A 24,313-nucleotide genomic window follows, 5' to 3' on the forward strand; every position below is an offset into this window, starting at 1 on the left:
GCTGAATCCTAATTTTGTAGAGTTACCCCCTAAAAGGATATAAAATTCAATTAACGTATTTTTGGGATGAGAAAAAAAGAAGAGACTTATCTTTGAAAACCTCATTGCAGTTTTAATGGAAGTAGAATGTATACCCTTTAAGGAGACCGGTTATTTTTCCCAATTAATTTGTGACTATCTAGATCAGAAAAAAGATTTATCTCCCTTTTTTAGTAGATATCCTTTGCCCGAAAACTTCGGTGATCAAATCCAAGAAAAGGCCGCAAACTATCCAAAAGCGAATCGAAAAGTTTTGGTCGATGCTTTAAAGAAGCAATATCAAGGTGTTGAGGTTTCCAAAGGAACCCAGAAAAATATTGATGCGTTGTCCAAGGAGAACACATTTACGGTGGTCACCGGACATCAGCTGAATTTGTTTACAGGACCGTTATACTTCCTTTATAAAATTGTTTCAACCATCAATTTGGCCAAACAACTCAATAAGGAACATCCAAAAAACCACTTTGTGCCGGTATATTGGATGGCCACGGAGGACCATGATTTTGATGAGATCAATTATTTTAATCTGCATGGAAAAAAGGTGCTTTGGAACAAAAAAGCATCTGGAGCGGTAGGTAGGTTATCTACCCAAGGCTTGGAAGAGGTGTTCGAGATATTTTCTGCGGAACTTGGCAATCTTGGGTTGACGGATAACTTGAAGGAGTTGTTCAAAAAAGCATATTTGGAGCATTCCACCCTTACTGAAGCCACTCGCTACTTGGCCAATGCATTGTTTGCGGACCAAGGATTGGTGATTGTGGACGGTGATGATAAAAGTTTGAAGGAATTACTTGTCCCTTATGCAAGAATGGATATGCTGGATCATACTCCCTATGAGAAAATATCCGAGACCATTGATGCACTGGGCGAGGCTTCCCCCGACTATAACATTCAAGTGAACCCACGGCAAATCAATTATTTCTACTTAAAAGATGGCCTTCGGGAGCGAATCATCTTGAAAAAGGGAAAATACCATGTGATCAACACCCATATCGATTTTACCGAGGAAGAACTTTTAAAGGAACTTGACGAGCACCCCGAACGGTTTTCACCCAATGTGGTGGCACGTCCGTTGTACCAAGAAGTGATCTTACCGAACCTCTGTTACATTGGCGGGGGAGGGGAATTGGCCTATTGGTTGGAACTAAAATCTTATTTTGATGAGGTTGGGGTAACTTTTCCCATGCTTATGCTTCGAAATTCGGCTTTGCTGATAACGGAAAAACAATCCGAAAAGGTAGCAAAGATGGGCTTGAAAACATCCCATTTGTTTATGAAACAACATTCGCTCATCAACAAAAAGATACGGGACATTTCCAATATTGATATTGATTTTTCGCCCCAGAAAAAATTGTTGGAAGAGCAGTTCCAACATATGTACGAACTGGCAGAACAAACGGACAAAAGCTTTTTGGGAGCCGTAAAGGCACAAGAGGTGAAGCAGAAAAAAGGCTTGGACAATTTAGAAAAACGCTTGTTGCGGGCACAGAAAAGAAAACTCAAAGATCATGTAGTGCGTTTAACTGATCTGCAAAATGAATTGTTTCCCAACCAATCATTGCAAGAAAGACAATTGAATTTTTCGGAAATATATCTGGAAATGGGGGAAGATTTAATTCCTCTAATGTTAGATACTTTAAATCCGTTTTCTCAAGACTTTATCATCATAAAGCACAAATAATTGGGAGTAATCTTTTAGTGATAATTTAATTTTTCAAATAAAAAATGAAAACCATGGTAGGGTATTTCTATCCATAGTTGTTTCATAATTGTAAATAGCTATGAAAATTTAAATTTTGAGTTGGTTAACTCATATGTTTAGGTTGGTTTTGATTTTATTTTAAAAGCCCCGGAGTGGTTCCCGGGGCTTTTTGTTTTTTACAATTTTATGTTTGTTTAGAGCTTGATTTTTATTGATTTTGTTTGGTTCTGGCTTTTGCATCTTCCATAAGTTTGTTTAGAGCACCATTGGCATTACAGTCACCAATCTCTGGTCTTGAAACTTCAATCAGTTCATTTTTATCGAAAATATTAAAACTACCCACTTCTTTCTCCTCTCCGTTGATGATGATAAAATGAGCGAATTCCTTGGTGTCGTGGTTGTACGTAAATCCGGCTCCACCAATGCCATTGGTCAGTTCCTGAACACACGCCTCCACGTTATCTTTTAATCCTTCCAACTCTTCCACTGTTGGCAACTGGTCAACAATGTCCTGTGCTTCTATCCGAATGCCATCCGCCTCTTCAATATATTTAACATTGTCCGCAGCTTCCAAGAGTTGTGCTTTTTGACTGCTTGTAAGTACGGTCTCATTAATGGTTACACTTCTTGATGCAGTCATGGTCCAGAGATCGCCACAGCCAAAAGTGGGATGTCCATGGATTATGGTTACCGAAAATGTCCTGTTGATTCTATCTAGACCGGCCAAATCGCGCAAAGCAGCTTCCAATTCGGTTCTGGTAGTTGCATTGTCGTTAGATTCATTGACTGCATTGCGTAACCTTGTCAATGCATTTCTGTGTCCTCGGACAATGGCGTCAATCTGTCCGGAAAGATTATCGCTGCAAAGTATTCTGTTATAATCGCTCAAATAGGAATTGATCGTATTCCTTCCTGTGGTTATTCCAGCATCAACAGCATCATCAATGGCAGCATTTGCTTGATCAATGATTCCAGGCAAAGCAGCCCTCAAACCTCTTAAACTGAGTTCCAAATCATATTGCGTCTCTGCATCTTCAAGTTCCTGTATTGCATTTTGCGTGGCTTCAATGGCCGCATCGATTTGGGAAGTAACCGTCTCAGAGATGCCATCGGAAAAATTATCGGGCTTTGTGGCGATGCATTTGGTTTCATTTGTTGTATATACCGCCGATGCACCCCAAACATCGTCACCTGAATACACTTCTCCCTGCATGGTAAAAGCATCTGGGGTAGCCCTTACAGAACCCTCCATGCCTTGGTTGCCCGTGGGCATTTCAATTTTAAAGGATCCGGACAATCCGATATCGAAGTTGCCCGTTTGTTCAACAAAACCATAGGCATTTATGTCTCCATCGGGCATCAGGGGGATAAACTCCGGCCACCAGGATAAATCGGGGTCAACCAAACCATTAATAAAGGCTTTGGCTGTTACACCATCGTTGGTGGAAGCTTCAGCGACCACTGCTGCACTGCCCGAACCAATTGGGAAACCAAACGATATGAAAGAGGTTATTTCCATGGACAAGTCAAGTTTACCATTGATACCTGCCCTATAGTTTGCTCCAAAATCCGACTCCATTGGTTCGTTAAAATCAAGATCAGCACTGAAACCCCTGTTTTGGAAATACATACCAGAGGCCTCCAATAATTTAAAGAATGAAACTGTTCCACCGGTAACCTGATTGGCTTGGAACGAAACAACATTCCCTTGCACCGGATTGGTAGGTTCGTACATAAAGTTGGAACCAAAGGATCCTCCAAAACTCACACTGGACAATTTATTATGGCTTGAACTGTTGTCTCCGTTGGAATTGTCACTGTTGTTATCGTTGCCACCCAAGGCATCACCTCCTAATGAAAAGAAGAACATGGGGTCTGTATAATCTGCAATGAATGTAATATGTCCGCCCACAGGCGCCTCTATGGAGAGCGGTTTATGAGCGTCGGGATCGTTATTGACTCCAAGTTTTAATTCCAATCCAGCTGAAACTGCAAAAACAAAATAAGAGCGTTCATCCACCAGTTTAATTTCAAAATCACGATTCTCATTCAGAAATTTACCTGTAAAGAATCCAATATCTGCTTGAACAGGTGTTTCAAATTCAAAGTAGTTGGTAGGTGCAGGTATTTCTGAGGTACCGCTGATACTTTTTAGCGTGCCATCATCATTAAATTGAACATCGAGGTCTGCTTTGGCAAAAACGATGGTTTCTTCCTCGGTGTTCAGGCTAAGGGAACCGTCAACAAGATAACCGTTTTCCGTTTCCGTTACAGTTCCCTCAGGGTTCAGGTCATCATCTGTTATTGCATCACCGGTGTCTATACTGGTACATTGATCGGGGCATTGATTGGGGTTGCCACAAGGATTTTCTTCGCAAGGGTCGTTAGCGATAGGTTCTATTCCACTTTCTTTTCCGCAGGAAACAGTCAATGCCACTAAGAACAATAGGCAAATTCTGTTCAATGGTTTTAGTTTTGTTTTCATATCTTTTTGTTTTGTGGTTGAATGTGATTGCTGTTTTGTGTGACTTACTCGGTAACGGTCTGCAGCCCTTAGCCGAGCAAGACCACAAAACGGTGTCAAAAGCTTGACGAAACAAACATAAAGCGCTGATTTTGAGGATGAAAATAATCAGGGGGGACAAAGGGTGGACATCCCAAAAATATGGGTGGGACAAGAAGTGGACGTGCAATAAGCCCTTATAGGCTCAAGACCAGTTCCTGGAGTGAATCTTCTGTTTGGATATTAAGTTTTTTGCGAAGACGGTAACGTGCTTTTTTAATTCCCTCGTGCGAAATATTCAGGATATTGGCAATCTCTTTTGAGGAAAGGTTCATTTTAAGTAATGCCAATAAACGTAGTTCATTCGGTGTAACTTCTGGAAAACGGGCTTTTACATTGCTATTGAAATCTTTATGGACCTCTTCGAAATACCTAGAAAAGTTTTTCCAGTTATTATCATCCTGTAAATCAAAATCAATGGTCCGAATAAGGTTTTGGTATCCAGTATTAACGGACTCTTCTTTTTTTAATGCTTCGGCCTTTTGCTTTATACTTTCCAATACCTCATTCTTTTTGGCCAAGTGCAAGGCGTGGGTTGTCAGTTCCTTCTTTTTAAAATCAAGTTCGGCATCTAGCTTTGCCTTTTCAGCTTTATTTCTTTTTAATTTTTGTCGGACTCCATAAAACCCAAACCCAAGTACCAACACCGAAAGTCCCAAGCCTCCGCCCAAAAGGTATTTTTGGAGTTTGCTGACTTTTGCTTCTTGTTCCAAAAGGGTAATTTGCTGTTCTTTTTTCTCGGTTTCATAAATAGTGCGCAACTCTTCAATTTGTTGCGATTTTGTGGAATTAAAAATAGAGTCATTTAAAATTATGAACTGCTTTTTATCTTCAAGTGCTTTTTGATATTGACCATCGAGTTCATAAGCTAAGGAACGTCCCTTGTATCCATCTTTTAGCTCGACTAAACTTTTTATGGAATCAGCCAGTTGAATGGCTTCGGTATGGTGTTTTATGGATTCCAAAGGTTCGTTTTTTTCCAATGATAAACTTCCCAGCTCATTCAAGGAACTTACACTGTTGTTAGCTGTTGTTTTACCAAGGTCGATACTTTTCTTTAGAAATTGCTCCGCTAGTTCAAGATTGCCTTTTTTACGATTGGCCAACCCTAGATTATGGTAGCAGATGGCTTCAAAGCCTTTTCTTCCAGAATTTATCGAGATTTCCAAACTTTTTTTGAAATGCTCAATTCCTTTATCAATATTGTCAAGGCCTAAATATGCATAGCCAATTTCGGTATGTGTGATGCACTCCCAAAGGTGATTCTCTTGGTCTTCAAAAATTTCCAGCCCTTCCATTAGAGGCTCTAAGGCAGCTTCATCGTTCCCGCGCAAACTTTCAATTCTTCCCATGCCTACCAACATGTCTGCACGTTGTCTTGGATGTGGCTTTTTTAGAGAATCCAATCCGCTGAGGCCTGCTAACATATGTTTTATTCCCAATTCGTAAACCCCTTTATCCATATAGATGGTTGCAATCTCTCTATTGGTTTCAGCAATACGAATACCACTTTTCATATCTATCGCGGTTTGCATTACATCCCTGTATAAGGCAATGGATTCATCAAAGTTTCCTGACAGTTGCTCTACCTTCGCAAGACCATTGAGGGTTTTAAACATCCCAGCCTTGTTTTTGATGGTTTCCCAGATAGGTTTGGCAAGTTGAAAGTAATGTCTAGCGGAATCAAAAGAGTAGGTGCGACGAAAATAGTTGCCATAATTAAAGAGTGCGTCACCTTCCCCTTTTTTATAATCGAATGCCTTGGATAACCGAAGTTGCTCTTTAACGTAGGGCAATACGTCCTCCGGTTTCTTTTTTTGAAATACTTCGTAATAGAGATGGTCAAGCGTTTCAATTTTATTGATACCCTCGCTTTGGTTTTGATAAACCGTAAGAAGACTATCGAGTGTCGAATCCTTTTGTGCAAATAAAAGACTGGTCGAAAGCAAAAGAAGGCCACCCAAAACGTGGGATATGGTTTTCATGGAGGCTGATTTGCTAACTAAAATAAACATTTTAGCCCAACTTTTTGAAAAAGAGAGGTTTGAGCTATTGAAGAATGCTTTGGTAAATTTTTTAGAACAAATCCTTGAAATGTGATTTTACTTCGAACAGTGTAGCCTCCTTCATGGTATTGAACCTAATATCCGCATGGCCCACACGCTCTTCAGGACCTATGCCAACGCTATGGAACTTTCCCGCTTTGGCCGCATCGATTCCTTTCTCCGCATCTTCGAAAACAATGCAGTTTTCGGGCTGCAGGCCTAATTTTTCCGAAGCGTACAAGAAAATATCCGGGGCCGGTTTGCTTTTGGAAACGCTGTTGCCATCACCAATTACATCAAAAAAATGGGAGGCTTTAAGCTGTTTTAACACCTTTTGAGCGTTTTTGCTCGCACTGCCCAAGGCCACACTGAACCCTTCCGACCTTAAATGGGTCAAAAGCTCTCGGGCACCGGGCAAATAATCTTCTGGTGTCATATCGTCCAGACTTTCCACATAGATGTCGTTCTTTTTAGTGGCCAGTTCAACCACCGTATCATCATCCAAGGATACCCCATTGTGGTCCATAATCACTTTAATGGAATCCATTCTTGAAATCCCTCTCAATTTTTCATTCAGGTCACGGTCAAATTGCCAACCCATATCGTCGGCCAATTTTTTCCAAGCAGCGTAGTGAAGTTCTGCGGTATCGGTAATCACGCCATCCAAATCAAAAATGAATCCCTTAATCATGGTCAATGCTTTTTAAAGAACAAAGAAATAATGAAAACCATTAAGAAAAAAACTAGATAAGGTTATGCTTTTTTCGAATGAAAATGTATGATAAACCTTAACCGATTGAATTGTTAATAACCCTTGGGAATAACTTGATGGAAAAAGTTGTCTTAAATAACCTTTAAAAGATACTTTTGCAACTAAAGCAAATTGCTATTTTTGTCCATGCATAACAACGTACTCATCCTAGACTTTGGTTCCCAATACACACAACTGATCGCAAGACGCGTTAGGGAACTTAACATTTATTCAGAGATTAAACCTTATAACAAACTGCCGGAAGATTTGTCGGAGTATAAGGCTGTTATACTTTCCGGTTCTCCATCTTCAGTGCGTTCGGAACAGGCTCCCCATCCTGATTTATCGGGAATAAAAGGCAAAAAACCTTTACTGGGAATCTGCTATGGTGCACAATATTTGTCCCATTTTAATGGGGGGAACGTGGCACCATCGGCCACCCGTGAATATGGTAGGGCCAATTTATCCTATGTAAATACAGAGGATGATTTTTTGCAAGATATTGGAGAGGGTAGCCAGGTATGGATGAGCCATAGCGATACCATTAAGGAACTTCCGGAAGGAGCCATACGTTTGGCAAGTACCCACGATGTGGAGAACGCTGCCTATAAAATTGATGGTGAAGCGACCTACGGAATTCAATTCCACCCTGAAGTATACCACACCACTGACGGTAAAAAGCTTTTGGAAAACTTTTTGGTGAACATTGCCGGACTGGAACAGGATTGGACGCCAGATGCCTTTGTGGAAACAACGGTGGAAGAACTAAAGGAGGAAATCGGTGATGAAAAAGTAATTTTGGGACTGTCCGGTGGAGTGGATTCCAGCGTGGCGGCCATGTTGTTGCATAAAGCTATTGGAGACCATTTGTACTGTATTTTCGTAAACAACGGGTTGCTTCGTAAAAATGAGTTCGAAAGTGTCTTGGACCAATATAAAGATATGGGGCTTAACGTAAAGGGCGTGGATGCTTCGGCACGCTTTTTGGACGCTTTGAAGGGAGAATCCGATCCTGAAGGAAAAAGAAAAATCATTGGCAGGGTCTTTATTGAGGTTTTTGATGACGAATCGCACAAGGTGGAAAATGCAAAATGGTTGGCACAGGGAACCATTTATCCAGATAGGATTGAATCGGTTTCAGCGAGCGGAGGACCATCAGCAGTAATAAAAAGTCATCACAATGTAGGAGGATTGCCCGATTATATGAAATTGAAAGTAGTGGAGCCCTTGAAAATGTTGTTCAAAGATGAGGTGCGAAGAGTAGGGGCAAGTATGGATATGCCAGCGGAAATTTTAGGAAGGCACCCATTTCCAGGTCCTGGTTTGGGAATCCGTATCTTGGGGGACATTACCCCGGAAAAGGTGGCCATTTTGCAAGAAGTGGATGCCATTTTTGTTGATGGATTAAAAAAATGGGGACTTTATGACAAGGTTTGGCAGGCCGGAGCCATGCTTTTGCCCGTAGATAGCGTAGGAGTTATGGGAGATGAACGTACCTACGAAAAATGTGTGGCCCTAAGAGCCGTTGAAAGTACCGATGGTATGACAGCCGATTGGGTAAATTTACCCTACGAATTCCTACAAAAGACCTCTAATGATATAATAAACAAGGTTAAAGGCGTTAATAGAGTGGTGTATGACATTAGCTCAAAACCACCGGCAACTATAGAATGGGAATGAAAAAACATATGTTACAACTGGTTTTTACCGTGGTCCTTTTGTTGGCCATGGTTCCGGTTTCTGCACAAAACTACGCAACGCATGCTGTAAAAGAAGGGGAAACGCTTAAAAGCATTTCTCAACAATACCGGGTGACCCCTTATAGTATCTTGCAGGCCAATAAGGAAATCAAAAGTGCTTCCGATGTAAAGGAAAACACCATTCTTATAATTCCTTTGAATGGACAAACTGCAGAAAAGAAAACGGAGACCAAGGAGGAAGAGCAAGAAGAAGAGGTGAAGCCAATTCGTTTTGTTCGGCACAGGGTACGAAGAAAGGAAACCCTCTTTGGATTAACCCAGAAGTACAATATTACCGAAGATCAGCTCAAACGATACAATACCAATTTGTATTCCGAAACCCTTGATCGGAGAATGATACTCCAGATTCCTGTATTTCCAGAGGTTGATCCCGATGAAGAAAAAGAACTGGACTTTGAGATCTATACCGTTCAACCCAAAGAAACCCGTTGGAGCATTGCACACAAATATGGTATAAGTGTGGACAGCCTTTTGGTATTGAATCCCGAGTTGGACAAAAACACCAATTATTTGGCCGCTGGGGAAGAATTGAAACTGCCGAGACCAAAAGGAGATAGTCTCAAAGAACAAAAAACGGAAATTTTCACTTCGTATACGGTACCACCAAAAATGACCCTTTACAGTTTGGGAAGAACGTATGGTATTCCAACGGATTCCATTGTTAGGTTGAACCCCGAGATTGTTAAAGAGGGTGGCCTCAAAGAAGGCATGGTGGTTCGATTGCCAAAAAAGAAGGACGATAAAGGAGAGGTAAACACCGAAAACTTCATTTTTTATGAAGTAAAGCCCAAGCAAAACATTTTTAGAATCACCCAAAACCTGAAAATCACACGAGATGAGTTGTTCCGTTTGAACCCCGCCTTGGAAAATGGCCTAAAAGCGGGAATGGTTTTAAAATTGCCCAAAGAAAAGGCTGAAGAATTAGAAGTGAAGAATGCCTTGGTACTGGATAAAATCAATTTGATAGATAGCATCAACGTAGAGAACAGGCCAAAGTTGGTCTTTATGCTTCCGTTTAGATTGGACAAGGTCAATGTGAACGATACCGAGAAGGCCGAAGAGCTTATCAAAAACCGCAGGGACCTTGCCTTGAGCCTTGGATTTTACACAGGGGCCATGGTAGCTTTGGATTCCATTAAAAAACTAGGGGTTTCAGTAGATGTAAAAACCTACGATACCCAATTGGACCAGGCTAAGGTAAAGGAAATTTTGTTTAGGGAGACCTTGACAGGCGTAGATGCCATTATTGGCCCATTGGCTGCAGGACCGTTGGATGAAGTGGCCGTTAAAGCTGCTGGCAAAAATATTCCCGTAATCGCTCCGATTTCTTCCGACAGCAAATTGAGCCATAGCAACGTGTTCTTTTCTGTGCCAAGAGATGTGGTGCTTCGTGAAAAAATGATATCCTATATGGAAAAAATCCACAAGGATGAGAACATCATCATTATCGCGGACTCCACCCATCAAGTAGCACACGATTCCATATTGAGTAAATTTCCTTCGGCGCAAATAGCCAAGGTGATTGATAACAGGTCGCTGCACTTGGATGAATTTTTGGTTCAGCTTTCCGAGGATAGGGAAAACTGGGTGTTTTTGGAAACAGATCAGCCCAATATGGTGGCCAGTGTTACCTCCATTTTAAATTCTGCAAATGCCAGAGTTGTTGGCGAGGAGGAAGCAAAAGAAATCAAGGTTCGTATGTTTACTACCAGTTACAATGGAGCTTTTGAAGATGATGCGGTTTCCAAAACCCATCTTTCCAATCTAAAATTCACATATCCCTCGCTCTACAAAGAATCAGGTAACGATGCATTTACAAAGGCATATACCCAAAAATATAACGGGGTACTGCCCGATAGATATGCCGTTCGAGGATTTGATGTTACCATGGATGTGCTGCTCAAGCTCGCCTACAAGAAGAACCTGTTTGAAACCTCAAAATATATTGGACTAACGGAGTATGCCGGAAATGGATTTGACTATTTCAATGATTGGGCTTCCGGTTATTTTAATCGTGCCTGCTATATTATGGAGTATGAAGATTTGAGGATAAAAGAAGTCGATATAAAAGATGACAGCAAAAGTAACCTATAACGGAAACCTTAGAACAACCTGTGTTCACCTGCGCTCTGGAAGCGAATACCTGACAGATGCACCTGTGGACAACAACGGCAAAGGAGAGGCATTTTCGCCCACAGATACCGTAGCCACCGGATTGGCCAATTGTATGATGACCATGATGGGCATAAAGGCCCGTGATATGGATGTGGATTTAACGGGTTCCACAGCTGAGGTCACCAAACATATGGCGGCCAACCCCAGAAGGATTTCCAAGATCGAAGTGAAATTTGAGCTGACCTCATCGGTTTCCGAAAAACACAGAAAAATTTTGATGCATACCGCCAATACCTGCCCGGTACATTACAGTTTGCATCCCGACATTGAAAAAGTAATCGATTTTAATTGGGTAAAATAACTGCCATAGGATGCCTTCTTTTACTTGGTTTTTTTGGACTGGCGCAAGAAATCGAGGAGGGAGTTCCGTGGAATGAGAACATACGCCTAACTTGGGCCAAATTTAAGGGGAAAGTACCACCTACCGAAGAATCCGCGGCATCCACGGCCAGCGGCATCAGTTATTCCTATTCGGCCAATCTGTTGCACCACGAGGTTAAACTGGATTTTGAGGTGAACGCTTATTTTTATCCAAACGAATCTTGGTACCGCCCTAAATTGTGCAACGAAAATACCTTGGCCCACGAACAGCTTCATTTTGACATCACTGAGGTTTTTGCGCGTAAGATGCGCGATAAACTTCGAAGGACTTCTTTTTCCGATGATGTAAAAGCGGAGGTACGTAAAATTTATGCTGATATCCTCAAAGAACTGCAAACGTATCAAGAGCGCTATGACTGGGAAACCAATTTTTCCCGAAACAGGGAAAAGCAGTTGGAGTGGAACCAAAAGATTGCAGAAGCCCTTAAAAGTCAATCAAATCCTTAACTTTTAATTCCATGGCATCGGCCAATGCCTTTAAAGTGCAGATGGATGTGTTGATGTCCCCTTTTTCAATTGAGTTTATTTGACTACGAGAAATGTTGGATTCGTAGGAGAGATCATAGGTAGAGATGCCTTTTTGTTTTCTGATTTCCTTGATTCTTTTACCAAGTGCTTTCAGGTATTTTTCATCTCTAATTTTCGTCATGGGTCTAAAGTCTCATATTTTGTTTAGATTTGTAGACCTATATATCGTACTATTTTATGATGAACAATAATCAATTGGACGAGTTGTCCCAAATAATCGAGAATCGTTATGGTACCCCCGAAACTTTGGCGAATTGGTTGGATTTGGGGGTGGAGATGTTGTTTTATGTGGAAGAAGACACCTTTTCCAGAGACGAACTACAAGAAGTGGCCACGGCACTTAGGGGAGTGGTCAGGGTTTTGAGGGGGTAAATGAATGTATAAGGAATTATCATAAGCAGTTTTGTATGCTTATTAATGACTATACAATAAGCAATTATTGATTTTGATTGTTTTCTATAGTATTAGATTTAGTCAAAGAATCAGTGTTTTTTTGAGTGGGTTTTGAAGTTCTAGATTTTTCCATCTCTAATTCCATTTTTTCAATTCTTTTTTCTAGTTGAATATTTTTTTCTGAAGGAGAAAAACCCTTAACAAAATTAAAAATGCTTAATCCTGAACCAAGGGTAGCGAAGGCGAAGAACCACCAAAAAGTATGATATCTATATTTCGAAACCTTAAAGTCAAAAATATCTTTCTTATCAGAGCGTTTTTCTTTTTCAGATTCTATTCGCGAGTATTCAATCCATCCCCCTTTTTTAATTACTCTTTTTCCAAAATGAGTTAATTCTAAAATAGCTTCATTTTCGAATGGCTTTCTTATCAGTTTTAACTCTCTTTCAAGGTGGTTTATGGATTTTCTATATATAATCTCATCTTCATAATTCTCAAAATTTAATTTGAAATTATAAACTTCGGATTCGTTTATTTCATTCAGCAATTTTTCTATTTCAGAATCAATCATTTTCTAAATGTCTATCAAGATTGCATGAATGAATAGTCATATATCACACCGCATAAACCCATCTTTTAGCGCCGCAATCTTATCGTCCCAGGTTACAATAAATTCTTGGGCCACGTAGCCTTTGAATCCGGTGTCGTGAATGGCCTTGATAATGGCAGGGTAGTAAAGTTCCTGTGTTTCATCAATCTCATGCCTGCCGGGAACGCCTGCCGTGTGGTAGTGCCCAAAATAGGGATGATAATTTTGAATACTTCGGATAATGTCGCCTTCTTGGATTTGCATGTGGTAGATATCGAACAACAATTTAAAATTGTCACTGCCCAAATGCTTGCACAGTTCCACGCCCCATAAAGAGTTATCGCACATATAATCCGGATGGTTCACTTGGTTAAAAAGCTCCATTTGGATGACAACACCGTGCTCTTCCGCCAAGGGCATAATTTGGGAAAGTCCGTCCACGCAGTTTTGCAGTCCCACATAATCGTTCATCCCATCACGGTTGCCACTAAAGCAAATCAGGTTGGTATACCCGGCCTCAGCAACTTTCGGAATCATTTCCGTGTAGTTTTTTATGAGCTGCTCGTGGTATTTCGGATTGTTCCAGCCTTTGTCCAGACCAATTTCGGCTCCATTGCACATGGAGCAATGTATGTCGTACTTCTTTAATATGGGCCATCTATCGGGACCTACGAGGTCAATGGCCTTGACACCCAGTTCGTTCAGGGTCTTTAAAAAATCCACTAGGGGAATATCGTTAAAACACCATTCACATACACTATGGTTAATATTGCCCTTGAGTTTAAATTCTTTGGTTGGCCCAGGGCTGTTTGAAGCCAGGGCAGAGGTCGAGGCCAGTCCTGCAGACCCAACGGCAGCAGTGGCTATAAAATTTCTACGTTTCATTTTTCGGATTTGTTCTGGGAAAGATAGTATTTTAGACCTAGATATGGAAATACGCCCCGATTCAAAACAACTCTTGGAACTGGCACATTACAGGATGCCCTTTGGCAAATTCAAAGGGCGCTATCTAGTGGATTTGCCCTTGCCCTATCTGGTTTGGTTCCGCCAAAAAGGTTTCCCCAAAGGGAAGCTGGGCGATTACTTGAACACGATGTTGACCATCAAGGATAACAACTTGGAACCCATCATCAGAAAGCTGCAAAAAGATTTTCCTCGCGAATCTACCTGATTTTTGCCCAGCAATTACTAATTTTACGCCCCGTAATAGCATCATCAATATGTCAGATACCAAGTACATTTTCGTTACGGGAGGCGTTACCTCTTCATTGGGTAAGGGAATTATCGCCGCATCCTTGGCCAAGTTACTACAGGCCAGGGGCTACCGAACCACCATACAAAAATTAGACCCCTACATCAATGTGGATCCGGGAACACTGAATCCTTATGAGCATGGCGAATGTTATGTGACCGACGATGGTGCAGAAACCGACCTGGACCTTGGCCACTACGAACGCTTTTTAAATGTTCGCACTTCCCAGGCCAATAACGTAACTACAGGAAGAATCTACCAAAGCGTTATCGAAAAAGAACGTAGAGGTGAGTTTTTGGGCAAGACCGTACAAGTGGTGCCCCATATTACCAATGAGATCAAGGAGCGTATCCAAATTTTGGGCAAGAGTGGTGATTACGACATCATTATTACTGAAATAGGAGGTACGGTAGGGGATATTGAGTCCTTGCCCTATATTGAAGCTGTTCGTCAGTTGCTTTGGGAATTGGGAGAACACAATGGTATTGTAATTCATTTGACTTTGGTGCCATTTTTATCGGCAGCAGGCGAATTGAAGACAAAGCCAACCCAGCACTCCGTTAAAACTTTAATGGAAAGTGGAATAAAAGCCGATATTTTGGTTTGCAGAACCGAGCATGAAATTTCCGAGGACATCAAGGAAAAGTTGGCACTGTTCTGTAATGTTAGAAAAGAGGCGGTAATCCAATCCATAGATGCCTCCACGATTTACGATGTGCCCTTGTTGATGCAGGAAGAAGGGTTGGATACCGTTGCCTTGGAAAAACTGGCACTTCCCAATGATACCGAACCCAACCTCGATCAATGGAAAGAGTTCTTGGAACGCCATAAAAATCCAAAGGATAAGGTTGTTATTGGGTTAATCGGTAAATATGTGGAGCTTCCTGATTCCTACAAATCCATACAAGAGGCCTTTATCCACGCAGGAGCTGCCAATGAGGTGGATGTTGAGGTACGGTCAATTCATTCCGAACATCTGTCAGCAAAAAATATAGACAAAAAACTGAAGGGCCTTGACGGTCTTTTGGTGGCTCCTGGCTTTGGGGAACGAGGCATCGAAGGGAAGGTAAAGGCTGTAAAGTATGCCCGCGAGAACGATATTCCTTTCTTGGGTATTTGTTTGGGTATGCAAATGGCGGTCATTGAGTTTGCCAGAACAGTACTTGGTCTGGAAAAAGCCAATTCTACCGAGATGAACGCATCAACACCGGACCCTGTTATTAGTTTAATGGAAGAGCAAAAATCCATTACCGATATGGGCGGAACTATGCGTTTGGGTACTTGGGACTGTCACCTTAAAGAAGGCAGTTTGGCGGAAAAAATTTACGGAACCTCGGATATTGAAGAACGCCATAGGCACCGCTACGAATTCAACAACAAGTATAAGGAGCAAATGGAGCAAGCTGGATTGGTGGCTTCCGGGCTAAACCCAAAAACAGGTTTGGTGGAAGTGGTGGAAATTCCTTCTCACCCTTGGTTTGTGGGAGTACAATATCACCCAGAATACAAAAGTACAGTTGCCAACCCACATCCGTTGTTTGTAGGGTTTGTTAAGGCGGTATTGGCCCAAAAACAGAAACAAAACAATGCCAGTTTGGCATAAAACGCGGTTTTGGGCATATATTTGCCACCTGAAATACCAATAAAATATTTCTACTAAATAGGATTCATGGAAGAAAAGAAGCTGGATATTAAATCCGTTATTGGATTTGTACTGATTTTTGGGATACTCATATTTATGTTTTACCAAAATCAGCCCACGCCAGAAGAGTTAGAAGCTCAACAAGCAGAGCAAGCGCAGATTGAAGCGGAGGAAGCCAAAGCAGAGGAAGAGGCTGCGCCGATTCCTGTAAAGGAAACGCCGACCATCAATTTACAGGATTCCACAGCAGTGGCCCAGTACAAAAATACGGTGGGTGCCTTTGGATTTACACAAACGGTGGATGCATCAACCATTTTGGAAAATGAAGTACTTCGACTGGAAGTATCCAATAAGGGTGGACAAATCGTAGAGGCCAAAATGCAGAATTTTGTGACGCACGATTCTGTACCGGTTTATCTGGTAAAGGAAGGGAATGCCAATTTTGCCCTGAATTTTACCACTTCCGACAATCGCGTTCTTAGTACCGCAGACCTTTACTTTGAGCCGTCCCTTACCCAAAGTGGGGATAACCAAGTACTTTCCATGAAGGCCAAAGTGGCCAACAACCAATTTTTGGAGTATCGTTACGAAATGAAGCCAAACGACTATTTGGTTGATTTTACCGTGCGCTCCCAAGGTTTGAGCGGAGTTTTCAATACCAGTAAGCCCGTTACCTTGGAGTGGGATTTAAAAGGATTGCGCCACGACAAAAGCGTGCAGTACGAAAATAGATATACCCGCTTAACGTACAATCACGACGAAGGTAGCATTAGCAAGCTTTCGGAAAGCAGCGATTTTGACGAAGAAACCGAGGTAGATATAAAGTGGCTGTCGTACCGTCAGCACTTTTTCAGTTCTATTTTGGCAACGGACGATCATTTTAAAACAGCGGATTTAACTTCCACCAACTTGGTCGAGGAAGAGAGCAAAGAGCTTCAGTTTACAAAAGCATATACCACAAGAGCCCCATTGGAGCTTCAAGGCGGTGAATTGTCACAAAATATGTATTGGTACTACGGACCAACCGATGTAAAGGTGCTCGATGATTATCAAGATTTGGGCCTTGCCGATTCCATACCATTTGGATGGGGAATCTTTGGATGGATCAACCGTTACGTGTTTACCCCGTTCTATACGTTCTTGAGTTCGTTCTTGCCCTATGGAATAGCCATTGTGATCATGACGATTTTGGTACGATTGGCCCTTTCTCCGGTGACTTACAAATCGTATTTGTCCCAAGCAAAGATGAAAGTATTGAAACCTGAAATTTCGGAAATCAGCGAAAAGTATAAGGACAATGCCATGAAAAAGCAACAGGAGACTATGAAGGTCTACAATAAGGCAGGGGTAAGCCCCATGAGCGGTTGTGTGCCCGCCTTGTTGCAGTTGCCCATTTTCTACTCCCTTTTCATGTTTTTCCCGACTTCCTTTGCGTTGCGACAAAAACCGTTTTTATGGGCTGAGGATTTATCATCTTATGACACTATTTTCGAATTACCGTTTACCATACCATTTTATGGTGACCACGTATCCTTGTTCCCGATTTTAGCATCCGTGGCCATATTTTTCTATATGCAGATGACAACGGGACAGAGCATGCAGATGCAACAGCAACCGGGAATGCCGAACATGAAATTCATCATGTACCTATCACCCGTTATGATGTTGTTCTTCTTTAACAACTACGCGAGTGGATTGAGTTTGTATTATTTCGTTTCCAACTTGATTACCATCTTTATTATGCTGGCGATTAAGAATTACATTCTGGACGAGGATAAAATCCATGCACAGATACAGGAGAACAAGAAGAAACCTAAAAAAGAAAACAAGTTCCAGCGTAAAATGCGCGAGATGATGGAACAGGCCGAAGAGCAAAAGAAATCAGGAAAAAGATAATCCCGAGTTAGCATACTTTTTGGTTCAAATAAAAAACTCCCTCAAGATTTTCTTGGGGGAGTTTCCATTTATAGGTATAGTTTGGAAAGATTTGGGACTCCAAAGATGCGGTAATACCTACATTCAAAAAATAAAAAGTTGTCAAACAGCTTGTTTTTGTGGGCAGACAATCCGTTTTTGATGTGTCATCGATGAACGGTAAATCCTATGGATAAAAAGCCCCCTCAACTTTAGTTGAGGGGGCTTTTCCATGCACTTTATCTATGATAAAAAATCAAAACTTAGTTCATTGTATCCGGTAGCAATACGGTATCCACAACATGAATCACACCATTTATCGCTTGAACATCAGCGGCACTGATTCCAATGCCCGTGTTTCCAGCGCCATCGGTGATATCGGCAATGTTTTCACCAGTTCCCGGTAGGGTAAAGGTAAGGTCATCACCTTCCAAAGTGGTTGCAGTGGCACCATCCATCAAGTCACCGGAGCGTACATTGGCTCCTGCCACTACATGGTGCTGCAATATTGGAATCAAGTCAGCTTCTTCAGGAATACTGGCCAAGGCATCAAATGCGGCGTTGGTAGGGGCGAACACGGTAAATGGATCGCTTCCCGCACCATCTTGTGCTGATAATACGCTTACAAAATCCGTACTTGGCGTCAACTCTGTCAATGCAGTTACCAAAGTAGAGAAGTTAGGGTCAGCAGCGGCAAAAGTTACCACTGTTGGCAAATCGATTACAGCATCTACGGTGTGTATAACTCCATTGCTCGCTACGATATCTGCCATTGCCACGTTACTGGTACCATTTAGTGTTACACCATCATCCGTATTAATGTATAGACTTAAATTCTCGTCAGTAGCATATTCAGCAGCCGTGTTCACATAAGAATTTGTCAAATCTGTAGAGAACGCAGCAGCTCCCACAATCACGTGATTGGAAAGGATTGCATTCAAATCATTTGAATTTGGATTGGTAAATGCACTAAAGGCATCGTTTCCAGGAGCGAATACGGTAAACGTTTCTTCTTCGTTGGATAGTAAATCGGTAAAGGTCGTATTTCCGCCATCGGTCAAAGCGCCTACCAAAGAGGAAAGTCCTGGGTTAGCAACCGCGTGGTCCACAATATTTGGAATATCTATTACGGCATCAACTACGTGCACAATTCCATTGATTGCTTTTACATCTGCCGTTACGACTGATGAAGCACCATTGAAAGTTACACCGTCGGTGGTATCAAAAAACAAACTCACATTTTGCTCACCAGCTCCAGTTGCCAATGTACTTGTGTAGCCAGAACCAAGTCCTGTAAGGTCTGATGAAGTAACCTCCCCACTAATTACGTGATTAAGCAATACGTTGGTCAAAACATCAACAGGCACGTCTTCTAGAGCAGCACCGTCAAGAAAAGTTTCAAATGCTTCGTCGGTTGGAGCTAATACGGTGAAAGGTCCATCTCCGCGCAATACCGTAGGAAGGTCTCCATCGGCTGCGGTAAGAGCGGCAACCAAATTTTGAAGATTTTCATTGCCAATAGCCAAGTCTGTAATTGGCACTAAGAGAATGTCCGCTAGTTCGTCCAGAACAGCTTGTGGCAACAATACCTTATCTATGATATGCACTACACCGTTGGAGACTTCAATATCAGCAGTTGTAACCTCCGCATCCACGTCGGTTGCATCTTGGATAAATACGCCCCCTTGGGTAGAAACTTGCAAAGTGGAACCTTGTAAGGTTGTTAGGCTCATGCCATCGCTCAAATCGGTTGAAAGCGCAGCATCTCCCACCACGTGATAAGTTAAAATCACAGCTAGTAAATCTTGTAGTTGTTCGGAACTAAAATCATCCAAAGAATCAAAACCGTCCAGTTGTGCAAGTAAATCGGTGAATGCTTGATTGGTTGGAGCAAATACCGTAAATGGGCCTTCACCACTAAGTGCGGTAATCAAATCATTGTTGGCGCTTTCATCGGCTTTTTGAAGCGCTGCTACCAAAGAGCTCAGTTCGCTGGTGGCTTGCGCAGCTTCAACAATGTTATCTCCTTCTTCTGGGGGTGGAGGAGTGGATCCGTTGTCGTCATCGGAACACGATGTGAATCCGATGAATAAAAATAAAAAGGTAAGTCGGGTTAAATGTTTTAATGCTTTCATGTTGTTATAGATGTTTGTTTAACGATTTAAAAGTATAATTAAACAAAAGGAATCCAATAGTGTTTAACATTTTAAGCTAAAAATTTAACAAAATAAGAATATTGGAAGCTAGCGTTAAGACTGCGGCAACATTTCCTTTAAGATATATTTACTATATTAACTAAACACCAATTCGTACTTTTGTATCCTTAAACACAAGTAATGAAAAAGGTTGTTGTTGGACTTTCGGGAGGGGTGGACTCCAGTGTGACCGCCTATTTGCTCAAAGAGCAGGGCTACGACGTGATAGGTCTGTTCATGAAGAACTGGCATGATGACTCTGTGACCATTTCTGAGGAATGTCCGTGGTTGGAGGACAGCAATGATGCTTTGATTGTGGCAGAGAAGTTGGGCATCCCTTTCCAAACGGTGGACTTAAGTGCTGAATACAAAGAGCGTATCGTGGATTATATGTTCAATGAGTATGAAAGAGGAAGGACTCCAAATCCAGATGTGCTTTGCAATCGGGAGATAAAATTTGATGTGTTTATGAAAATCGCCCTACAACTTGGGGCCGATTACGTAGCAACGGGACATTATTGCAGAAAAGGAACCATCCAAAATGAAGATGGAACCGAAACTTATCAGCTATTGGCGGGAAGAGACCCAAACAAAGATCAGTCCTATTTTTTGTGTCAACTTTCCCAAGAGCAATTGTCCAAAACATTGTTTCCCATTGGAGAGTTGCTAAAACCAGAGGTAAGAAAAATAGCTGCGGACAATAATTTGATCACGGCCGATAAAAAAGATTCCCAAGGATTGTGCTTCATCGGTAAAGTGCACCTGCCCGAATTTTTGCAACAAAAATTAAAGCCTAAAAAAGGGGTGATTGTGGAAGTGCCCAACGATGCTTCCCAATTCGCGACTGCAACCCCAGATTTTCAAAGTGAAAGGGAAAAATTGGTCTTTCAAGCAGAGAAACCCGTTTATTCTGAAAGCGACGGGAAAGTGGTTGGAGAGCATCAAGGCGCACATTATTTTACCATCGGACAGCGAAAAGGACTGAATGTTGGTGGTACCAAAGAGCCCCTGTTCGTAATCGAGACCGATGTGGATAAGAATATCATCTACACAGGCCAAGGTAAATCACATCCTGGACTATTGCGAAATACACTTTTTATTAAAGAGGACGAACTCCATTGGGTACGCCCCGATCTGGCTTTGGAAGTGGATGAAACTATGGAAGTAATGGCTCGAATTAGATATCGTCAGCCCTTGCAGCCAGCCACTCTCTACAAAGTAGAAAACGGTTTGTACGTGGATTTTAAGGAGAAACAATCCGCTATTACCGAGGGACAGTTTGCAGCTTGGTATAGTAAGGATGAGCTGATTGGTTCCGGGGTCATTTCGTAGTCAGCTTCTTTATTTTGATTATTTTGGTGGAAACTGAACAAAATTTTCATGCAAAATAGAATCACACAACTTTTCGGAATAGAATATCCCATTATCCAAGCGGGAATGGTCTGGGCCAGTGGTTGGCGCTTGGCCTCAGCGGTTTCAAACGCAGGTGGTCTGGGCTTGTTGGGAGCGGGCAGTATGTATCCAGAAGTGTTGGAGGAGCACATCATCAAATGCAAAAAAGCTACGGACAAACCATTTGGCGTCAATGTTCCCATGCTGTACCCTGACATTGAAAAGTTGATGGGCATTATCGTAGAACAAGGGGTAAAGATTGTGTTCACTTCTGCGGGAAATCCCAAAACCTGGACCCAATTTCTTCAAGAGAAAGGCATCATCGTTGTTCATGTAGTCAGCAGTGTAAAATTTGCGCTGAAAGCTCAAGAAGCAGGTGTAGATGCCATCGTGGCCGAAGGTTTTGAAGCCGGTGGACATAATGGTAGAGATGAAACAACTACCATGGTGCTGATACCATCCGTAAAAGAAAAAATAAGTGTTCCTCTAATTGCTGCTGGAGGGATTGCCACGGGAAGAGCCATGTTGGCTGCGATGGTTCTCGGAGCGGACGGAGTTCAAGTAGGGAGCAGGTTTGTGGCCTCCCCCGAAGCATCGTCTCACGAACTTTTTAAAAAACGGGTAGTGGATGCCCAAGAAGGTGATACCCAGCTCACTTTGAAGGAGTTGGCGCCTGTACGATTGCTCAAAAACAAATTTTTTCAGGATGTGCAGCAAGCCTATGCCAACGGTGCCACTAAAGAAGAGTTGAAGGAACTATTGGGTAGGGCCAGGGCCAAAAAGGGAATGTTCGAAGGTGACATGGTAGAGGGAGAACTGGAAATAGGCCAAGTTTCCGGGTTGATTCACAACATAAAACCTGCCGCAGCAATTGTAGAAGAGTTTATGGCTGAATTCCAGCAAGCAAAAGCGGAAATACAGGAGTATTGAGACATTACTCTAAAATTTAGGCAAACTTTTAATACTTTTACGCAGCGCAATGAGAACACTAATCCCCACACTACTCTTTTTTGTGCTCGCCTCCCAGTGCCATGGGCAAGTGGAGCGGGACAAAGCACTGCATTTTTTGGGCGGTAGCCTTTTTGGTCTTGCAGGAGCCGGAATTGCCAAACAAGCCTCAGAAGGGAATCGTATTTGGACTTTTGTAGGGTCTGTTGCGGGCAGTACCCTTATCGGATTGGCTAAAGAAACCGTGGATGCCGGACAACGAGAAAATGGATGGGACAATGATGATCTTGTAGCAACGATTCTTGGGGGAATCACCGTAGGGGTTACCATAGATCTTTTTTCCAAAAAGGATGATCGAGGCAGGTTACGCGGCCGATATTCCCATTTACATATAAAGCAAGATAGGAAACTTCTTATGCCAAAATATGAGTTTGTTTTACTCGACAACAAGCCCCCTTCATTAAACACTTTGGGAATTTCCAATCAACAGCTTACGGTAAAATAAATTGATACTTGCTTTCACTTTTATCGAGTCGAGAATTGTTTTGACCGAAATCCGTCATTTCGAGTTATTTTTTAAGTGAAAACTATAAAAATTGTATCGAGACCTATGATTGCAAAGACAAAATGATATAGTTCTCGATACTTTTTCATAAATGAAAAAACTCGAACTGACGATATTTGCGTTTAAATCAAAAATACAAGAGGCATTAAATAATCCCCCTCGCTTTTATCTCTAAATATTTATTGATGGTGTTCACCGTCAATTCCTCGGGTTTGGTCAAAATGGTATGGATACCGTATTTCTGAAGTTCTTTCTGCATCAACCGCTTTTCTAAAGAAAATTTCTCTGCGATGGTTTTATGGTAGATGGCTTGCAGGTCTTCCGCATCTTCGGCAATAAGGGATTCCAACTCCGTATTTTCAAAGAAAATAACCACCAACATATGCTTTTTGGCCATGGCCAATATATAGGGCAATTGTCTTTTTAGCCCTGATATGTGTTCAAAATTAGTGTAAAGCAGTAAAAGGCTACGTTGATTGATCTTGCGTTTTACCTGGGCATATAACAGTCCAAAATCGGAATCCGAATAATTCGTGGCAACTTTGTAAAGGTTCTCCATTATGGTATTCAAGTGTGTGAGTTTTTGCACAGCGGGCACGAAGGTTTCAATCTTTTTGGAGAATGTGAGCAATCCTGTTTTATCGTTTCGTTTGAGGGCTACATTGGAAAAGGCCAAGGTTGAATTAATAGCATAATCGAGTAGGCTCAAACCATTGAATGGCATTTTCATGACCCTACCCGTATCTATGAGAGAATAAATGGGCTGAGATCTTTCATCTTGGTACTGGTTCACCATCAACTGATTCTTTTTGGCAGTTGCTTTCCAATTTATGGTCCGGACATCATCACCCTTTATGTATTCCTTGATTTGTTCAAACTCCTGGGTGTGGCCAATCCGCCGTATTTTTTTTAACCCGAACTCGGTCAAACGATTGCTGGTGGCCAAAAAATCGTATTGCTGCATTTGTATAATGGAAGGATACACCGGCACCATTTGATCCTTTTGGAACAGATATTTTCTTTTGATGATGCGCAGGGGAGAGGAAGCAAAAACAATCAAGTTTCCAAATATATATTCGCCACGTTCTACTGGCCGCACCGAATATTCAAAATAATGGGGTTCTCCTTTTTGCAATTTGGCCTTATGTTCAAAATTCCTTTTTTGGAACTGAACGGGCAATTCATCAATAATGGATACTTCCGCTTTAAAAGGGTATTTGGAATTTAGATGAACCGATAAAATATTTTGGTCGCTGTTTGATAATTTCCGCGGTAGATTTCGATGTGCTTTGATGGCGTTTTGAGTAGCGTACAAAAAATACAGGTCCAAGAAGAAGAATGCCATTAAAAGGAATACCAATAACCAAGCAATAGGATAAAGGATGGGGATCCAATACGAAATTATAAAGCATGCCGATAGGAGGGCGATATACCGAAAGAAAATATTATGTATGTAGAGCGACCGAAGAAATGCCATGC

At 41.8% G+C, this 24,313-nt stretch carries 20 protein-coding genes; 12 read left to right on the forward strand and 8 right to left on the reverse strand.

Annotated elements, in window-relative coordinates:
• Positions 1–115 precede the first annotated feature (115 nt).
• Positions 116–1,720, forward strand: a complete 1,605-nt coding sequence (gene bshC, locus J4E06_RS05570) for a bacillithiol biosynthesis cysteine-adding enzyme BshC (protein WP_349523049.1) — start codon at positions 116–118, stop codon at positions 1,718–1,720.
• Between the two features lie 229 nt (positions 1,721–1,949).
• On the opposite strand, the gene J4E06_RS05575 is transcribed toward bshC, so the two are convergent.
• The 3 genes from J4E06_RS05575 to pgmB form a co-directional block, all read right to left on the reverse strand.
• Positions 1,950–4,226 carry a hypothetical protein gene (locus J4E06_RS05575; RefSeq protein WP_349523050.1) on the reverse strand — a complete coding sequence of 759 codons (2,277 nt, stop codon included), beginning with the start codon at positions 4,224–4,226 and terminating at the stop codon, positions 1,950–1,952.
• Between the two features lie 215 nt (positions 4,227–4,441).
• Positions 4,442–6,289 (reverse strand): tetratricopeptide repeat protein, encoded by a 1,848-nt coding sequence (locus tag J4E06_RS05580; RefSeq protein ID WP_349523051.1) that lies wholly within the window; start codon positions 6,287–6,289, stop codon positions 4,442–4,444.
• Between the two features lie 91 nt (positions 6,290–6,380).
• The gene (gene pgmB, locus J4E06_RS05585) at positions 6,381–7,040 is read right to left on the reverse strand and encodes a beta-phosphoglucomutase (protein ID WP_349523052.1); all 660 of its coding nucleotides are present in this window, start codon (positions 7,038–7,040) and stop codon (positions 6,381–6,383) included.
• A 207-nt stretch (positions 7,041–7,247) separates the two neighbouring features.
• On the opposite strand from pgmB, the gene guaA reads away from it, so the two are divergent.
• From guaA to J4E06_RS05605, 4 genes are read left to right on the forward strand one after another with little or no spacing between them, the layout of a single operon-like run.
• Positions 7,248–8,780: a glutamine-hydrolyzing GMP synthase gene (guaA, locus tag J4E06_RS05590; RefSeq protein WP_349523053.1), complete on the forward strand. Its 1,533-nt coding sequence runs from the start codon at positions 7,248–7,250 to the stop codon at positions 8,778–8,780.
• Positions 8,777–10,954 (forward strand): LysM peptidoglycan-binding domain-containing protein, encoded by a 2,178-nt coding sequence (locus tag J4E06_RS05595; protein WP_349523054.1) that lies wholly within the window; start codon positions 8,777–8,779, stop codon positions 10,952–10,954. The genes guaA and J4E06_RS05595 overlap by 4 nt, the downstream gene beginning before the upstream one ends.
• On the forward strand, positions 10,932–11,336 hold the full coding sequence (locus J4E06_RS05600; protein WP_349523055.1) for an OsmC family protein: 405 nt from the start codon (positions 10,932–10,934) through the stop codon (positions 11,334–11,336). The genes J4E06_RS05595 and J4E06_RS05600 overlap by 23 nt, the downstream gene beginning before the upstream one ends.
• Complete coding sequence (locus J4E06_RS05605; RefSeq protein WP_349523056.1) at positions 11,324–11,863, forward strand: DUF922 domain-containing protein; 540 nt, start codon at positions 11,324–11,326, stop codon at positions 11,861–11,863. The genes J4E06_RS05600 and J4E06_RS05605 overlap by 13 nt, the downstream gene beginning before the upstream one ends.
• Here the strand turns inward: J4E06_RS05605 and J4E06_RS05610 are convergent.
• A complete protein-coding gene (locus tag J4E06_RS05610) occupies positions 11,841–12,065 on the reverse strand; it encodes a helix-turn-helix domain-containing protein (RefSeq protein ID WP_349523057.1) in 225 nt (74 codons plus the stop codon). The genes J4E06_RS05605 and J4E06_RS05610 overlap by 23 nt on opposite strands.
• Before the next feature lie 56 nt (positions 12,066–12,121).
• Between J4E06_RS05610 and J4E06_RS05615 the strand changes: the two genes are divergently transcribed.
• Positions 12,122–12,316, forward strand: a complete 195-nt coding sequence (locus J4E06_RS05615) for a hypothetical protein (RefSeq protein WP_349523058.1) — start codon at positions 12,122–12,124, stop codon at positions 12,314–12,316.
• Positions 12,317–12,380: 64 nt separating this feature from the next.
• Here the strand turns inward: J4E06_RS05615 and J4E06_RS05620 are convergent, their stop codons facing one another.
• Positions 12,381–12,908 (reverse strand): hypothetical protein, encoded by a 528-nt coding sequence (locus tag J4E06_RS05620; RefSeq protein WP_349523059.1) that lies wholly within the window; start codon positions 12,906–12,908, stop codon positions 12,381–12,383.
• 36 nt (positions 12,909–12,944) lie between these two features.
• Positions 12,945–13,811 carry a hydroxypyruvate isomerase family protein gene (locus J4E06_RS05625; protein WP_349523060.1) on the reverse strand — a complete coding sequence of 289 codons (867 nt, stop codon included), beginning with the start codon at positions 13,809–13,811 and terminating at the stop codon, positions 12,945–12,947.
• 43 nt (positions 13,812–13,854) lie between these two features.
• Here J4E06_RS05625 and J4E06_RS05630 point away from each other — a divergent pair, with 43 nt between their 5' ends.
• The 3 genes from J4E06_RS05630 to yidC all read left to right on the forward strand — a co-directional run bounded on the left by J4E06_RS05630 (position 13,855) and on the right by yidC (position 17,716).
• A complete protein-coding gene (locus tag J4E06_RS05630; RefSeq protein ID WP_349523061.1) occupies positions 13,855–14,097 on the forward strand; it encodes a DUF3820 family protein in 243 nt (80 codons plus the stop codon).
• Between the two features lie 49 nt (positions 14,098–14,146).
• Positions 14,147–15,781 carry a CTP synthase gene (pyrG, locus tag J4E06_RS05635; RefSeq protein WP_349523062.1) on the forward strand — a complete coding sequence of 545 codons (1,635 nt, stop codon included), beginning with the start codon at positions 14,147–14,149 and terminating at the stop codon, positions 15,779–15,781.
• 66 nt (positions 15,782–15,847) lie between these two features.
• Complete coding sequence (gene yidC, locus J4E06_RS05640) at positions 15,848–17,716, forward strand: membrane protein insertase YidC (protein WP_349523063.1); 1,869 nt, start codon at positions 15,848–15,850, stop codon at positions 17,714–17,716.
• 281 nt (positions 17,717–17,997) lie between these two features.
• On the opposite strand, the gene J4E06_RS05645 is transcribed toward yidC, so the two are convergent.
• Positions 17,998–19,869 carry a fasciclin domain-containing protein gene (locus tag J4E06_RS05645; RefSeq protein WP_349523064.1) on the reverse strand — a complete coding sequence of 624 codons (1,872 nt, stop codon included), beginning with the start codon at positions 19,867–19,869 and terminating at the stop codon, positions 17,998–18,000.
• Positions 19,870–20,070: 201 nt separating this feature from the next.
• Between J4E06_RS05645 and mnmA the strand changes: the two genes are divergently transcribed.
• Genes mnmA through J4E06_RS05660 form a run of 3 tightly spaced genes read left to right on the forward strand, consistent with a single transcriptional unit; the run spans position 20,071 to position 22,774 of the window.
• On the forward strand, positions 20,071–21,261 hold the full coding sequence (gene mnmA / locus J4E06_RS05650; RefSeq protein WP_349523065.1) for a tRNA 2-thiouridine(34) synthase MnmA: 1,191 nt from the start codon (positions 20,071–20,073) through the stop codon (positions 21,259–21,261).
• Positions 21,262–21,309: 48 nt separating this feature from the next.
• Entirely contained in the window at positions 21,310–22,251 is a 942-nt protein-coding gene (locus tag J4E06_RS05655) for an NAD(P)H-dependent flavin oxidoreductase (protein WP_349523066.1), read from the forward strand.
• A 49-nt stretch (positions 22,252–22,300) separates the two neighbouring features.
• Positions 22,301–22,774, forward strand: a complete 474-nt coding sequence (locus J4E06_RS05660; RefSeq protein ID WP_349523067.1) for a hypothetical protein — start codon at positions 22,301–22,303, stop codon at positions 22,772–22,774.
• A gap of 205 nt (positions 22,775–22,979) precedes the next feature.
• On the opposite strand, the gene J4E06_RS05665 is transcribed toward J4E06_RS05660, so the two are convergent.
• Positions 22,980–24,311 carry a DUF58 domain-containing protein gene (locus J4E06_RS05665; RefSeq protein ID WP_349523068.1) on the reverse strand — a complete coding sequence of 444 codons (1,332 nt, stop codon included), beginning with the start codon at positions 24,309–24,311 and terminating at the stop codon, positions 22,980–22,982.
• Positions 24,312–24,313: the final 2 nt, after the last annotated feature.

Origin of the sequence: Allomuricauda sp. NFXS6, assembly GCF_040148835.1 — a bacterium.
In the GTDB taxonomy this organism is placed as follows: Bacteria; Bacteroidota; Bacteroidia; order Flavobacteriales; family Flavobacteriaceae; genus Flagellimonas.

Coding starts and splice junctions, on each gene's coding strand:
- bshC (WP_349523049.1), top strand. CDS start 116: ATGGAAGTAGAATGTATACCCTTTAAGGAGACCGGTTATTTTTCCCAA.
- J4E06_RS05575 (WP_349523050.1), bottom strand. CDS start 4,226: ATGAAAACAAAACTAAAACCATTGAACAGAATTTGCCTATTGTTCTTA.
- J4E06_RS05580 (WP_349523051.1), bottom strand. CDS start 6,289: ATGAAAACCATATCCCACGTTTTGGGTGGCCTTCTTTTGCTTTCGACC.
- pgmB (WP_349523052.1), bottom strand. CDS start 7,040: ATGATTAAGGGATTCATTTTTGATTTGGATGGCGTGATTACCGATACC.
- guaA (WP_349523053.1), top strand. CDS start 7,248: ATGCATAACAACGTACTCATCCTAGACTTTGGTTCCCAATACACACAA.
- J4E06_RS05595 (WP_349523054.1), top strand. CDS start 8,777: ATGAAAAAACATATGTTACAACTGGTTTTTACCGTGGTCCTTTTGTTG.
- J4E06_RS05600 (WP_349523055.1), top strand. CDS start 10,932: ATGACAGCAAAAGTAACCTATAACGGAAACCTTAGAACAACCTGTGTT.
- J4E06_RS05610 (WP_349523057.1), bottom strand. CDS start 12,065: ATGACGAAAATTAGAGATGAAAAATACCTGAAAGCACTTGGTAAAAGA.
- J4E06_RS05615 (WP_349523058.1), top strand. CDS start 12,122: ATGATGAACAATAATCAATTGGACGAGTTGTCCCAAATAATCGAGAAT.
- J4E06_RS05620 (WP_349523059.1), bottom strand. CDS start 12,908: ATGATTGATTCTGAAATAGAAAAATTGCTGAATGAAATAAACGAATCC.
- J4E06_RS05625 (WP_349523060.1), bottom strand. CDS start 13,811: ATGAAACGTAGAAATTTTATAGCCACTGCTGCCGTTGGGTCTGCAGGA.
- J4E06_RS05630 (WP_349523061.1), top strand. CDS start 13,855: ATGGAAATACGCCCCGATTCAAAACAACTCTTGGAACTGGCACATTAC.
- pyrG (WP_349523062.1), top strand. CDS start 14,147: ATGTCAGATACCAAGTACATTTTCGTTACGGGAGGCGTTACCTCTTCA.
- yidC (WP_349523063.1), top strand. CDS start 15,848: ATGGAAGAAAAGAAGCTGGATATTAAATCCGTTATTGGATTTGTACTG.
- J4E06_RS05645 (WP_349523064.1), bottom strand. CDS start 19,869: ATGAAAGCATTAAAACATTTAACCCGACTTACCTTTTTATTTTTATTC.
- mnmA (WP_349523065.1), top strand. CDS start 20,071: ATGAAAAAGGTTGTTGTTGGACTTTCGGGAGGGGTGGACTCCAGTGTG.
- J4E06_RS05655 (WP_349523066.1), top strand. CDS start 21,310: ATGCAAAATAGAATCACACAACTTTTCGGAATAGAATATCCCATTATC.
- J4E06_RS05660 (WP_349523067.1), top strand. CDS start 22,301: ATGAGAACACTAATCCCCACACTACTCTTTTTTGTGCTCGCCTCCCAG.
- J4E06_RS05665 (WP_349523068.1), bottom strand. CDS start 24,311: ATGGCATTTCTTCGGTCGCTCTACATACATAATATTTTCTTTCGGTAT.